This window comes from Falsigemmobacter faecalis, from assembly GCF_003863335.1.
Taxonomy (GTDB): domain Bacteria; phylum Pseudomonadota; class Alphaproteobacteria; order Rhodobacterales; family Rhodobacteraceae; genus Wagnerdoeblera; species Wagnerdoeblera faecalis.
Genome location: NZ_RRAZ01000001.1, coordinates 221,267 through 234,506 on the forward strand (window position 1 = coordinate 221,267; position 13,240 = coordinate 234,506).

The following is a 13,240-nucleotide window of genomic DNA, read 5'->3' on the forward strand; positions in this document are numbered from 1 at the left end:
GCCAGCCCTGAGGAGTGAGCTATGACCAGGTATGATGAGGCATGGGTTGCCGCCGAGGAAGCCAAGCGCCAGTTCATGAGCGAAAACAGCCTGTACCGTGAAGAGGATGAGCATTCCTCCTGCGGTGTGGGCCTTGTGGTCGCCATCGACGGCAAGCCCTCGCGCAAAGTGGTGCAATCGGGCATCGACGCGCTGAAAGCCATCTGGCACCGCGGCGCGGTGGATGCGGATGGCAAGACCGGCGACGGCGCGGGCATCCATGTGCAGATCCCGGTGGCCTTCTTTGCCGATGTGATCCGCCGCACCGGCCATGAGCCCGATCCCGCCAAGCTGATCGCTGTGGGCCAGGTCTTCCTGCCGCGCACCGATTTCGGCGCGCAGGAGCGGTGCCGGACCATCGTGGAAACCGAAGTTCTGCGCATGGGCCATTACATCTATGGCTGGCGTCACGTGCCGGTGGATGTCTCGGTGCTGGGCGATAAGGCCAATGCGACCCGCCCGGAAATCGAACAGATCCTGATCCGCTGCGAAAAAGACATCGACCAGGAGCAGTTTGAGCGCGAGCTTTACATCATCCGCCGCCGGATTGAGAAAGCCGTGACCGCGGCGGGCATCTATGGCTGCTATCTCTGCTCGCTGTCGTGCCGCTCGATCATCTACAAAGGCATGATGCTGGCCGAGCAGGTTGCGGTCTTCTATCCCGACCTCGAAGATCTGCGCTTTGAATCGGCCTTTGCGATCTATCACCAGCGCTATTCCACCAATACCTTCCCGCAGTGGTGGCTGGCACAGCCCTTCCGCATGCTCGCCCATAACGGCGAGATCAACACGCTGAAGGGCAACGTCAACTGGATGAAGAGCCATGAGATCCGCATGGCGTCGAGCGCCTTCGGTGACATGGCGGAAGACATCAAGCCGATCATTCCGGGCGGCACCTCGGACTCGGGGGCTTTGGATGCGGTCTTTGAGGTGATGGTGCGCTCGGGCCGTTCGGCCCCGATGGCGAAGACCATGCTGGTCCCCGAGGCCTGGTCGAAACAGACCGACAATATGCCCAAGGCCTGGGCGGATATGTATTCCTATTGCAACTCGGTCATCGAGCCCTGGGACGGCCCCGCCGCGCTGGCGATGACCGATGGCCGCTGGGTCTGTGGCGGTCTCGATCGCAACGGGTTGCGCCCGATGCGCTATGTGGTGACCGGGGATAACCTGCTGATTGCGGGCTCGGAAGCGGGCATGGTGCCGATTGATGAGTTCACCGTCGTGGAAAAAGGCGCGCTCGGCCCGGGGCAGATGATTGCCGTCGATATGGCAGAGGGCAAACTCTACCACGACACCGAGATGAAAGACCGTCTGGCCGCAGCCCAGCCTTACGGCGAATGGGTCGGCAAGATTGTTGAGCTGTCGCCCGGTCTTGACGCGCTGCCCGAGCCGGTCCGCTTTGAAGGCGAAGAGCTGAAAAAGCGCCAGATTGCCGCTGGTTACACCATCGAAGAGCTGGAGCAGATCCTTGCGCCGATGGCCGAAGACGGCAAAGAGATGATCGCCTCGATGGGCGATGACACGCCGCCGGCGGTTCTCTCCAAGGTCTATCGCCCGCTCTCGCATTACTTCCGTCAGAACTTCTCTCAGGTCACCAACCCGCCGATCGACTCTCTGCGCGAAGGCCGGGTGATGTCGCTGAAGACGCGCTTTGGCAACCTGAAGAACGTGCTTGATGAAAGCTCGGCGCAGACCGAGATCCTGGTTCTTGAAAGCCCCTTCCTCGCCAATGCGGAATTCGACGCAATGGTGAAGCAGTTCGGCGAGCAGGTCGCTTATATCGACTGCAGCTTCCCCGCCGATGCCGATCAGGACGGGTTGCGCCTCGCGCTTGAGCGCATCCGCCATGAGGCTGAAGATGCCGTGCATTCGGGCGCCGGTCAGCTGATCCTGACCGATGAGCATCAAACGGAGGCGCGCGTCGGCATTCCGATGATCCTTGCGACTTCGGCGGTGCATTCCTGGCTGACCCGCAAGGGCCTGCGGACCTTCTGCTCGATCAACGTGCGTTCGGCGGAATGCATTGATCCGCATTACTTTGCGGTGCTGATCGGCTCTGGCGCGACCACGGTGAACCCCTATCTGGCGCAGGACAGCATCGGCGACCGCATCGCCCGCGGCCTGATGGAAGGCACCCTTGTTGAGGCGATGCGCCATTACCGCGATGCGATTGACGCGGGCCTTTTGAAGATCATGGCGAAGATGGGGATCTCGGTGATCTCGTCTTATCGCGGTGGTCTGAACTTTGAGGCTGTGGGTCTGTCGCGGGCCATGGTGGCGGAATATTTCCCCGGCATGCATTCGCGCATCTCGGGCATCGGTCTGCACGGCATTCAGGACAAGGCGGCGGAAATCCACGCCAAAGGCTGGAAGGCCGACAGCAATGTGCTGCCGATCGGGGGCTTCTATAAAGCCCGCCGCTCGGGTGAGAAGCATGCCTGGGAAGCGCAGACCATGCATATGCTGCAATCGGCCTGTGACCGTGCCAGCTATGACATGTGGAAGCAGTATTCGGCCCGCATGCGCTCGAACCCGCCGATCCATCTGCGCGATCTGCTGGATATCAAGCCGCTCGGCAAGCCGGTGGCGATTGAGGAAGTGGAATCGATCACCTCGATCCGGAAGCGCTTTGTGACGCCGGGTATGTCGCTGGGGGCGCTGTCGCCCGAAGCCCACATGACGCTGAACATCGCCATGAACCGCATCGGCGCGAAATCGGACTCGGGTGAGGGCGGCGAAGATCCGGCGCACCAGCACCCCTTCCCGAACGGCGACAACCCCTGCGCCAAGATCAAACAGGTGGCCTCGGGTCGCTTTGGTGTGACCGCTGAGTACCTGAACGCCTGCGAAGAGCTGGAGATCAAGGTCGCTCAGGGCGCAAAACCCGGCGAAGGCGGCCAGCTGCCGGGCATGAAAGTGACCGAGCTGATCGCGCGTCTGCGGCACTCGACCAAAGGCGTGACGCTGATCTCGCCGCCGCCGCATCACGATATCTATTCGATCGAAGATCTGGCGCAGCTGATCTACGATCTGAAACAGATCAATCCGCGCTGCAAAGTGACGGTGAAACTGGTGTCGTCGTCTGGCGTGGGCACCATCGCGGCGGGCGTGGCCAAGGCAAAAGCTGACGTCATTCTGGTCTCGGGCCACAACGGCGGCACCGGTGCCAGCCCCGGCACCTCGATCAAATATGCGGGTCTGCCCTGGGAGATGGGTCTGACCGAGGCGCATCAGGTTCTGACCATGAACAACCTGCGGGAGCGGGTGACGCTGCGCACGGATGGCGGGCTGCGCACCGGTCGTGACATCATCATCGCGGCGATGATGGGCGCGGAAGAATTCGGCATCGGCACGGCTGCGCTGATCGCCATGGGCTGCATCATGGTGCGTCAGTGCCAGTCGAACACCTGCCCGGTGGGCGTCTGCACGCAGAACCCGGAGCTGCGCGACAAGTTCACCGGCAATGCGGATAAAGTGGTGAACCTGATCACCTTCTATGCGCAGGAGGTTCGTGAACTGCTGGCCTCGCTGGGGGCGCGCTCGCTGGATGAGGTGATCGGCCGGGCCGATTGTCTGATGCAGGTGAGCCGTGGTGCGGCGAACCTGGATGATCTGGACCTTAACCCGCTGCTGATCTCGGTCGATGGCTCGCGTCAGGTGGTCTATGACCGCTCGAAACCGCGCAATGCGGTGCCGGATACGCTGGATGCGGAAATCATCCGCGATGGCGCGCGCTTCTTTGAAGACGGCGAGAAGATGCAGCTGTCCTATGCGGTGCAGAACACGCTGCGCACCATCGGCACCCGCGCCTCGTCGCATATCGTGCGCAAGTTCGGCATGCGCAACGCGCTGCAGCCCGATCACCTGACGGTGAAACTGGCAGGCTCTGCCGGTCAGTCGCTGGGGGCCTTCGCGGTGCGCGGTCTGAAGATCGAAGTCCAGGGCGATGCCAACGACTATGTCGGCAAGGGCCTGTCGGGCGGGATCATCACCGTGCGCCCGGCCATGGGCTCGCCGCTGGATGCCTCAAAGAACACCATCATCGGCAATACCGTGCTTTACGGCGCAACCGATGGCTTCCTCTTTGCTTCGGGCCGCGCGGGTGAGCGGTTTGCCGTGCGCAACTCGGGTGCGAGTGTGGTGATTGAGGGCTGTGGCTCCAATGGTTGCGAATATATGACCGGCGGTGTGGCGGTGATCCTGGGCTCCATCGGGGCGAACTTCGGTGCCGGGATGACGGGGGGCATGGCCTATCTTTATGACCCCGAGGGCACGGCAGAAGATCACGTCAACGGCGAGACGCTGCTGACCTGTGGTCTGGGTCATACCCACTGGGAGGCCCAGCTGAAGGGTCTGATTGAGCGCCATTATGCGGAGACCGGCAGCCGTAAGGCCGGTGAGATCCTGCAGAACTGGGCCTCTGAGCGCGGGAACTTCCTGCAGGTCTGCCCGAAAGAGATGCTGGCCCATCTGCCTCATCCGCTGTCAGATGAGCGCGAAGCCATCCCTGCCGAGTAAAAGAACAGGGCGCCGGAGAGATCCGGCGCCCTGTTTTTGTCAGAGAGGACGGCGGTCAGCCGCCCGCTGCCGCCGCTGCAACGGTGGCCGCACCCGCGGCCACGGCGCCGATGATGGCAATGGTACCGGCGGTTTTCGCACCGGTGTTCACGGTGTCTGCGGTTTTATCAACGGCACCGCAGGCGGTGAGCGCGGCACAGGCGGCGAGAACGGTCAGAAGACGCATAATGAAGTAAGTCCCTCAGAAATCAGAAGCTCTCCCGTGAAGGCCGCCCGGTCCGATGTCAATAATCTGCAGCTGGACCTGCGGGATTTAACCCGGCATCCGGCATCCCCCCTGTTATTTTTGTGCCCGGGGGGCTGTCGTTTCCTGCGGCCCTGTCGGGGGCACTGGCTGCAGGCTTTGGCCCCAGGCCTGCTGTGGGCGCGGCAGGGTCGCGGCATTTCGGGCGGAGAATGGGGCGATGGAGACGGCTGAAATCCTCCCCTGCGGCGGGGATCGCGCGTCTTTGCGCGGATCGACAATGCGCGGGCGAGGGGACGTCCGGTGAGGCGCGGTCCCTTGCCCCCTCCTGGGGGCATGATCCAGACAGGGCGGCTGAGTTTCCGGGAAAAGCACGGACGCGGGGCCGGGATCGCGCGTCTTTGCCCGGCACCTGGTGAGAGTACGCGGGCGGTGCATTTCCCCGCGGACCGCATGCGGGCTGGCGCCAGCGGTTGGGGCAGGAGCCACCGGACCCGCCGGAGATCTTTGACAGGCGCCTGCCGTGCGCGGGCGAGGGGGCATCCGGTCAGTCGCCGTGCCCAGGCCCCTGTCCTTCGGGCGGACAGGAGTCAGAGGGGAGCGCCGAACATCCCGGACAGGCGCTGTCGGGCGGCGGGGATTTCGCGCCGGTGTGCGGCATCGGGCGACAGCGCACGGGCGAGGAAATGGCCGGTGAGGCGCAGGCCTTCTTCCATCTCCTGCGGGCTGGCGGCCATGGCTGAGCTGCGCGTCAGGCAGGCGGGCAGGGGCAGGAGTTTCGCAGCCCAGCCCTGCGCGCCCTCCCATGTCACCGCGCGCCCGCTTTTCGGGCTGACGAAGGCCAGACCCTGGGTGGCCCCCGTCACCGCACAGCGGCTGAGATCAAGGCCAAAGCCCAGCTCTCTCAGCAGCCCGAGTTCCCATTTCAGATAGAGAAGCGGCCACTGCTGCACGCCCAGCAGCGCCTCCAGCAGGGTCTCACTGGCCTCAAAGAGGCTCGGATGCGGCTCGCGCTCGGGCAGGCAGGCCATCAGAAGCGCGCAGATGGAACTGAGCGCCGCGAGGGCCTGGCGGTCGGCCATGATCAGCCCGGCGCGGGCGCGCAGGGGATCAGCGGTGAAGGTGCCAAGCTGGGTCTCAAGCCTGGCCTTCCAGGTCAGCTGCAGCCGGTTTCCAGGCTGCAGCACCGGGGTCAGCCGCCTGCCGCTGCCGCCCCGGATCAGCCCTGAAAGCCGGCCGAGATCCGGCGTCAGCACCGTCAGGATGGCCGAGCCCTCACCATGAGGGCGGGTTGCGAGGACAATCCCCTCGCCCTGCCAGTCCATGTTCAGTCCGCTGCCGCGTCAGGGCCGGGTGCGGCAGGCGCGGGGGCCGCGAGCGAGGCTGCAGCCGCCGCGGCTGCGGCGGCGGCCGCGAGGGCTGTGGCGTCAGGCGCTGCCTCCTCTGCCTGCGCGTCTTCCGTCGTCGGGGCGGGGGCCGCAGGGGCGGTCAGCAGGCCGTTGGTCCAGATGCCGCTGGCGGTATCGCCGGTCGGATAGCTGGCGGTGCCTGCGCCATGGGGGCGGCCTGCGCGGAAACTGCCTTCATAGCTTGCGCCATCGGCCCAGCGCGCGGTGCCGCGCCCGGTGGCGGCCCCGGCGGTGAACTCGCCCTCATAGCGGTAGCCGTCGGTCTGTCCCAGCACCCCGCGCCCTTCGCGCAGATCGTCGCGGAAGAGGCCGGTGTAATGCGAGCCGTCGGGATATTCGGCGGTGCCGCTGCCATGGCGGCGCCCGTCGGCCCAGTCGCCCTCATAGCGGTAGCCCGAAGGCTCTGTCAGCACGCCTTTGCCGTGGCGTCGGCCCTGCACGAAGCTGCCCTCATAGCGCGCACCGTCCGCCAGAACCGAAACCCCGGTCCCGGTCATCACCCCGGCCTGCCACTCCCCCTCATAGGCCGCGCCGTTGCGCCACTGCATGCGGCCCTTGCCCTGGGGCTGGCCCGCGGTCAGCTCGCCCTCATAAAGGGTGCCATCGGGCCAGGTGAGGCGACCCTTTCCGGTCATCGCGCCGCCCTTCCAGGTGCCCTCATAGACAAGACCCCCCGCCAGTTCGGCGCGCCCCTCGCCCTCGCGCAGGTCCGAGAGGAAAGCCCCCTCATAGCGGGTGCCATCGGGCCAGGTCAGCAGGCCCTTGCCCGCGCGGCGGCCTTTGGCAAAGAGGCCCTCATAGACGGTGCCGTCGGCGAGTTGCAGGCGGCCCTGACCCTCCATCTGCCCGCTCTGCCAGGCACCTTCATAGGTCAGGCCGCCGGACATGGTCAGACGGCCCTGGCCTTCGCGGCGGCCGTCCTTCACCCCGCCCTCGTAGACAGAGCCGTCGGGATAGGTGATGCGGCCCTGACCTTCGCGCCGTCCCCCGCGCCACTCGCCCTCATAGCGGTAGCCGGAGGGCTCTTCCATGACGCCGCGCCCCTCGGCCAGACCCTCTGCCATGGGCCCGGTATAGACCGCGCCGCCCGGATAGCGCGACACACCCTCTCCGGTCATTTTTCCGTCCCGAAAGCCGCCCTCATAGCGCGCGCCGTCGGGGAAGGTGATGCGGCCCTGGCCTTCGGGCTTTCCGGCTGCGAACTGCCCCTCATAGACCGCGCCACTGGCAAAGCGGGCGCGGCCCTCGCCGCGGATCTCGCCCGCCACCCAGGCGCCGGTATATTCATAGCCATCGGGCAGGCGGTAGGTGCCGTGCCCGTGGGGGCGGCCGTTCACAAACTCACCGTCATAGACCGAGCCGTCGGAATAGCGCTTCAGCGCGGTTTCCTGGGCGGTGCCGATGGCCACCCCGCCGAGAGAGATCAACGACAGCGTAAGACTTACGGCAATGACTTTGCGCAGGCCGCGACGGGGCATGACGTCTCTCCTTCAGGGGAGCCAAAAGGCCGGAAGCTCGCCCTCCAGCGTAATGGCCGCGAAGGGGTGACGCAAGCGTCCGCCCTTTGGTGCTTCCCTCGCGCGGCAGCGCCGTCTAAAACCCGGAAGGTTGAGATAAAGGACCCCGCGATGGCTGATGAGTTTCGCCTGCTTATGGTTCAGGCCAACCCGAAGGTTGGTGATCTGGCCGCCAATGCCACGAAGGCCCGGGAGGCCTTTACGGCGGGGCGTGAGGGCGGGGCCGATCTGGTCATGCTGCCGGAGATGTTTCTGACCGGCTATCAGACCCAGGATCTGATCCGCCGCCCGGCCTTTCTGCGCGATGTGGCCGCGACCCTGCAGCAGCTGGCCGCCGATTGCGCGGATGGCCCCGCGCTGGGGATCGGCGCGCCGGAGGCCGATGGCGAGGGCGGGATTTACAACGCCTGGCATGTGCTGTCTGGCGGCAGGGTGCAGACGGTGATCCGCAAGCATCATCTGCCCAATGATGAGGTTTTTGACGAGCGCCGCCTGTTTCGTGCGGGCATGGTGTCGGGCCCCTGGGTCTGCAAAGGCATCCGCATCGGCACGCCGATCTGCGAAGACGCCTGGCACCCGGATGTGATTGAGACCCAGGCCGAGACCGGGGCCGAGATCATTCTCGTGCCCAATGGCTCACCCTATCAGCGCGGCAAGCTGGAGGTGCGGCAGATCGTGATGGTCTCACGCGTGGTCGAAACCGGGCTGCCGCTGGCCTATCTCAATATGACCGGCGGTCAGGATGATCAGGTCTATGACGGCGGCTCTTTCGTGTTGAACCCCGGCGGGCGTCTGGCGGTGCAGCTGGCGGCCTTTGACGATGAGATGCGCTTTGTCGACTTCCGCCGCAGCGCTGCGGGCTGGGAGGCGGTGCCGGGCCCCCTCGCGCCGCAGCCCGACGCCTGGGAGGCGGATTACCGCGCCATGGTGGTCGGTCTGGGGGATTACTTCCGCAAATCCGGCTTCTCGCGGGCGATCCTGGGGCTTTCGGGCGGAATCGATTCGGCGCTGGTGGCGGCGATTGCTGCCGATGCCCTGGGCCGGGAGAATGTGCATTGCGTGATGCTGCCTTCGGAATATACCTCCGCCCATTCGCTGGAGGATGCCGCGGGCGTGGCACAGGCGCTGGGCACGCGGCTCGATACCGTGGCGATCGACGGGCCGCGCGCCGCCATTGAGAGCGCGCTTGCGCCGCTTTTTGCCGGGACCAAAGCCGATCTGACCGAAGAGAATATCCAAAGCCGCATCCGGGGGCTGCTGCTGATGGGGCTGTCGAATAAATTCGGCGCCATGCTGTTGACCACGGGAAATAAATCCGAAGTGGCGGTCGGCTATTGCACCATCTACGGCGATATGGCGGGCGGGTATAACCCGATCAAAGATCTCTATAAGACCCGGGTCTTTGAGACCTGCCGCTGGCGCAATGCCAACCACCGCCCCTGGATGAAAGCTCCTGCGGGAGAGGTGATCCCGGTGCGGGTGATCGACAAGCCGCCCTCAGCCGAGCTGCGCGCCGATCAAAAGGACGAAGACAGCCTGCCGCCCTATCCGGTGCTGGATGCCATCCTTGAGGGGCTGGTGGACCGCGAGCTGTCGGTGGCCGAGCTGGTCGCGACCGGCTATGAGCGCGAGACGGTGAAGCGCATCGAGCATCTGATCGCCATCAGCGAGTGGAAGCGCTTTCAGTCCGCCCCCGGCACGCGGCTGACGGGGCGGTCTTTCTGGCTGGATCGCCGCTATCCGATCGTCAACGGCTGGCGCGACAAAAGCTGAGACCTGCGACAAAAGCAGACAGCCGGGGCGCGCGATCACCGCCCCGGCTGTTGTCCTTTCAAAGCGGCAGATTACTGCGACAGCAGCGTGCCCGAGATCCAGCCCTCAAGGCCGTCGCCCTCGACGCGGATCAGGAACCAGCCATTGCCGCCATCCTCAACGACCGTCACCTCATCGCCCTGGGCAAGCCGCCCGAGAACCTGATTTTGCGTCGAGGGCCCGCCGCGCACATTGGCGCTGCGCGCGGTGACCTGACGGAAGCTGGTGACGTAGCTGCCCGCTGCACTGCCGCGCTGCGGGCGGGCGGTTTCGGCGGCCGCAAGCTGCACCATGGCTTCGCTGGGCGCGATATTCTCAAGAATCACAGGGCCGGTCGACAGGCTGACGCCCGGCAGCTCAACGGGCGAATCAGCGATGCGCTGCACCGCAGGCGGCAGCTCTGCCGGAAGCGCTTCGGCCGTGGTCTCCGGCGCGCGGCTGATCCCGGTTGCTGCGGCGACCTGAGGGGGCGGCTGGTCACCGAGAAAGCCGGTCGCGGCGACGAAACCGCCGCCCAGAAGGGTGAGAAGACTGACAAGACGTAACATGGCAAGACCCTTTACGGGGAACAGGCAGTTAACCGCCTGCGGGGGGCCAGGGTTCCGCCCTTCATTGCTTTTCAACCTGAGGTTAGCGGCGGCAACCCGCTGGCTGCGGCGCAATTCCTTCTGGACCGAAGGCGGGGCGCAGATTACATCCCATGGGTATGAGCAGCACACCCGAAGAAGAAACCGGACTGACCTCCGAGTCCCTGACCCGCGCCATCGGCGGGCGTTATCTGACCTATGCGCTTTCGACCATCATGCACCGGGCGCTGCCTGATGCGCGCGACGGTCTGAAGCCGGTGCACCGCCGCATCCTTTATGCGATGCGCGAGCTGCGCCTTGGCTCAAACGGGGGCTTCCGGAAGTCCGCCAAGATCACCGGCGATGTGATGGGCAACTATCACCCGCATGGCGATACGGCGATCTATGACGCCATGGCGCGTCTCGCCCAGGATTTCGCCATGCGTTATCCGCTGGTCGATGGTCAGGGCAACTTCGGCAATATCGACGGCGATAACCCGGCCGCGGCGCGTTACACCGAGGCGCGGATGGCCGCCACGGCAGAGGCGCTGCTGGAGGGGCTGGACGAGGATTCGGTCGACTTCCGCCCGAATTATGACGGCACGCTGCGCGAGCCGGTGGTGCTGCCCGCCGCCTTCCCGAACCTGCTGGCCAATGGCGCGAGCGGCATCGCGGTCGGTATGGCGACCAATATTCCGCCGCATAACATCGGTGAGCTGATCGCGGGCTCTCTGGCGATGATCCAGGATCCGGATATCGCCGATGATACGCTGGTTGAGCATATTCCCGGACCTGACTTTCCCACCGGCGGCGTGCTGGTCGAGAGCCGTGAGGCCATTCGCGAAGCCTATCGCACCGGGCGCGGCGCGTTTCGTCTGCGCGCGAAATGGGACAAAGAGGATCTGGGCCGGGGCAACTGGCAGATCGTCGTCACCGAGATCCCCTATCAGGTCGCAAAATCGCGGCTGATTGAAAAGCTGGCTGAGGTCATCCAGCTGAAAAAAGTGCCGCTGCTGGCCGATGTGCGCGACGAATCGACCGAAGATGTCCGCATCGTACTGGAGCCGCGGGCGCGGACGGTGGATCCGGAGGTGCTCATGGGGCAGCTCTTCCGTAACTCCGATCTGGAGGTGCGGATCTCGCTCAATATGAACGTGCTGATCGACGGGCGCACGCCGAAGGTCTGCTCGATCAAAGAGGTGCTGCGGGCGTTTCTCGATCACCGCCGCGATGTGCTGTTGCGCCGCTCCCGTCACCGGATGGAAAAGATCGACCACCGCCTTGAGGTGCTGGAGGGCTTTATCATTGCCTTCCTGAACCTTGACCGGGTCATCGACATCATCCGCTATGACAGCGAGCCGCGTGTGGCGCTGATGCGCGAAGAATGGGCGCGCAGTTATCCGCGCGCGCTGAGCGAGAAAGACTATGTTGCGCCGCCGAAGGGCGAGGGCGAGCTGACGGAAGTTCAGGCCGAAGCGATCCTGAACATGCGCCTGCGCAGCCTGCGCCGTCTCGAAGAGATGGAGCTGAAGCGTGAGCGCGACGCGCTGATGAAAGAGCGTGCCGATCTGGAAGCCCTGCTGGAGTCCGAGCGCAAACAGTGGCGTAAGATTGCCGAAGAGCTGCGCAAAGTGGCGATGTTCTTTGGCTCTGAGACCCCGGCGGGCAAGCGCCGTACCCTGCTGGCGGAGGCCGGCGAAGTCGTGGCGCTGCCGATGGAGGCGATGATCGACCGCGAGCCGATCACCGTGATCCTGTCGCGCATGGGCTGGGTGCGGGCGCTGAAGGGCCATGTGAACCTTGAGACCGAGCAGAAGTTCAAAGACGGCGATGGCCCGCGCTTTGCCTTCCATGCGGAGACCACGGATAAGATCCTGATCTTCGGGGATAACGGCCGGTTCTATTCGCTTTTGGGGGTCAATCTTCCGGGCGGGCGCGGCATGGGTGAACCGTTGCGTCTGATGGTGGATCTGCCCAATGACTGCGAGATCGTCGATGTGCGGATCTGGCGCGCCGGAGAGAAGCTTCTGGTGGCCTCGACCGCGGGGGATGGGTTTGTCGTGACGGCGGAAGATGCGCTGCCGCAGACCCGTGCGGGTAAGGCGGTGCTGAGCGTCGGGGAGGGTGTCAAAGCCGCCCTGGTGCGCCTGGTCACCGGCGATCACCTGGCGGTGGTGGGCGAGAACCGCAAGCTGCTGGTCTTCCCGGTCTCGGAGCTTCCTGAGATGGCGCGTGGCAAGGGGGTGAAGCTGCAGAAGTACAAAGACGGCGGTCTGTCGGATGTGGCAACGCTGACCTGGGCTGATGGGCTGAAGTGGAAAGATCCGGCCGGGCGCACGCGGCATGAGCCCGATCTGAACGAATGGCTGGCAAAACGCTCGACCGCAGGGCGGATGGCGCCACGCGGCTTCCCGCAGGACAATAAGTTCAACTGACGGGGCTTTTGCAGGATTGAAGGGAAGGCCGGTGCTCTCAGGAGGGCGCCGGCCTTTCTGCTGCCCCGGGGTGGGCTGCCTGCCCACCCCGGACCCCGCCCGGGAGTATTTTTAAAAAGCCAAAGCGCGGGGGCTGGTTTTCAGCGGAAGCGGCCGCCTTTGCCGATGACTTCGATCTGATAGCCGTCGGGGTCGGCGATGAAGAAGAAATGCGCGACCGGGGTCTCGCCGTTGCGGAAGTCGACGAGTTTACGCGGGCTGAGGCCTGCGGCTTCGAGGCGGGCATGTTCGGCCGCGACATCGGCGACCACCACGGCGAGATGGCCATAGCCGTCGCCGATGGCATAGGGCGTCACGCGGTCTTTGTTGATGGTCAGTTCCAGCTCAAAGTCCGAGTTTTCGTTTTTCAGATAGACGAGGGTAAAGCCCTCAAAGTCGAGGCGGTCGGCGATTTTCAGGCCAAAGGCGGTCTCATAAAAGGCGAGGCTGCGCGCCTCATCGAGAACGCGGATCATGGAGTGGACAAGGCGGGCCATGGAGGCTCCTTTCGGGAAAAGGGGCGGGAGCAGGAGTTTGCAATGAAAAAGGCCGCTCCGGGGAGCGGCCTTTCCGGTCAGTCCGGGCAGAGCCGGGGCTGATTACTTGATGATCCTGGCGACGACGCCTGCACCAACGGTGCGGCCGCCTTCACGGATTG

General features: G+C 64.9%; 8 protein-coding genes. 3 read left to right on the forward strand and 5 right to left on the reverse strand.

Annotated features, from left to right (window positions below):
* Positions 1–21 precede the first annotated feature (21 nt).
* Entirely contained in the window at positions 22–4,560 is a 4,539-nt protein-coding gene (gene gltB / locus EG244_RS01195; protein ID WP_124963176.1) for a glutamate synthase large subunit, read from the forward strand.
* A 55-nt stretch (positions 4,561–4,615) separates the two neighbouring features.
* Here the strand turns inward: gltB and EG244_RS20300 are convergent, their stop codons facing one another.
* From EG244_RS20300 to EG244_RS01205, 3 genes are all read right to left on the reverse strand, one after another.
* The gene (locus EG244_RS20300) at positions 4,616–4,786 is read right to left on the reverse strand and encodes a hypothetical protein (RefSeq protein ID WP_158617213.1); all 171 of its coding nucleotides are present in this window, start codon (positions 4,784–4,786) and stop codon (positions 4,616–4,618) included.
* A gap of 608 nt (positions 4,787–5,394) precedes the next feature.
* Positions 5,395–6,129, reverse strand: coding sequence for a DNA repair protein RecO (gene recO, locus EG244_RS01200; protein WP_124963177.1), 735 nt, complete (start codon positions 6,127–6,129; stop codon positions 5,395–5,397).
* Positions 6,130–6,131: 2 nt separating this feature from the next.
* Positions 6,132–7,691 (reverse strand): 2-isopropylmalate synthase, encoded by a 1,560-nt coding sequence (locus tag EG244_RS01205; protein ID WP_124963178.1) that lies wholly within the window; start codon positions 7,689–7,691, stop codon positions 6,132–6,134.
* Between the two features lie 150 nt (positions 7,692–7,841).
* On the opposite strand from EG244_RS01205, the gene EG244_RS01210 reads away from it, so the two are divergent.
* On the forward strand, positions 7,842–9,503 hold the full coding sequence (locus EG244_RS01210; protein WP_124963179.1) for an NAD+ synthase: 1,662 nt from the start codon (positions 7,842–7,844) through the stop codon (positions 9,501–9,503).
* 71 nt (positions 9,504–9,574) lie between these two features.
* Here the strand turns inward: EG244_RS01210 and EG244_RS01215 are convergent, their stop codons facing one another.
* Positions 9,575–10,090 (reverse strand): SH3 domain-containing protein, encoded by a 516-nt coding sequence (locus EG244_RS01215; protein ID WP_124963180.1) that lies wholly within the window; start codon positions 10,088–10,090, stop codon positions 9,575–9,577.
* A gap of 158 nt (positions 10,091–10,248) precedes the next feature.
* Here EG244_RS01215 and EG244_RS01220 point away from each other — a divergent pair, with 158 nt between their 5' ends.
* Entirely contained in the window at positions 10,249–12,543 is a 2,295-nt protein-coding gene (locus tag EG244_RS01220) for a DNA topoisomerase IV subunit A (RefSeq protein WP_124963189.1), read from the forward strand.
* A 140-nt stretch (positions 12,544–12,683) separates the two neighbouring features.
* Here EG244_RS01220 and EG244_RS01225 read toward each other — a convergent pair whose 3' ends face one another.
* Positions 12,684–13,079 (reverse strand): VOC family protein, encoded by a 396-nt coding sequence (locus EG244_RS01225; protein WP_124963181.1) that lies wholly within the window; start codon positions 13,077–13,079, stop codon positions 12,684–12,686.
* Positions 13,080–13,240 lie beyond the last annotated feature (161 nt).

Bases quoted from the DNA above. Each gene is read 5' to 3' on its own strand.
- gltB (WP_124963176.1), top strand. From the start codon at position 22: ATGACCAGGTATGATGAGGCATGGGTTGCCGCCGAGGAAGCCAAGCGC.
- EG244_RS20300 (WP_158617213.1), bottom strand. From the start codon at position 4,786: ATGCGTCTTCTGACCGTTCTCGCCGCCTGTGCCGCGCTCACCGCCTGC.
- recO (WP_124963177.1), bottom strand. From the start codon at position 6,129: ATGGACTGGCAGGGCGAGGGGATTGTCCTCGCAACCCGCCCTCATGGT.
- EG244_RS01205 (WP_124963178.1), bottom strand. From the start codon at position 7,691: ATGCCCCGTCGCGGCCTGCGCAAAGTCATTGCCGTAAGTCTTACGCTG.
- EG244_RS01210 (WP_124963179.1), top strand. From the start codon at position 7,842: ATGGCTGATGAGTTTCGCCTGCTTATGGTTCAGGCCAACCCGAAGGTT.
- EG244_RS01215 (WP_124963180.1), bottom strand. From the start codon at position 10,090: ATGTTACGTCTTGTCAGTCTTCTCACCCTTCTGGGCGGCGGTTTCGTC.
- EG244_RS01220 (WP_124963189.1), top strand. From the start codon at position 10,249: ATGAGCAGCACACCCGAAGAAGAAACCGGACTGACCTCCGAGTCCCTG.
- EG244_RS01225 (WP_124963181.1), bottom strand. From the start codon at position 13,079: ATGGCCCGCCTTGTCCACTCCATGATCCGCGTTCTCGATGAGGCGCGC.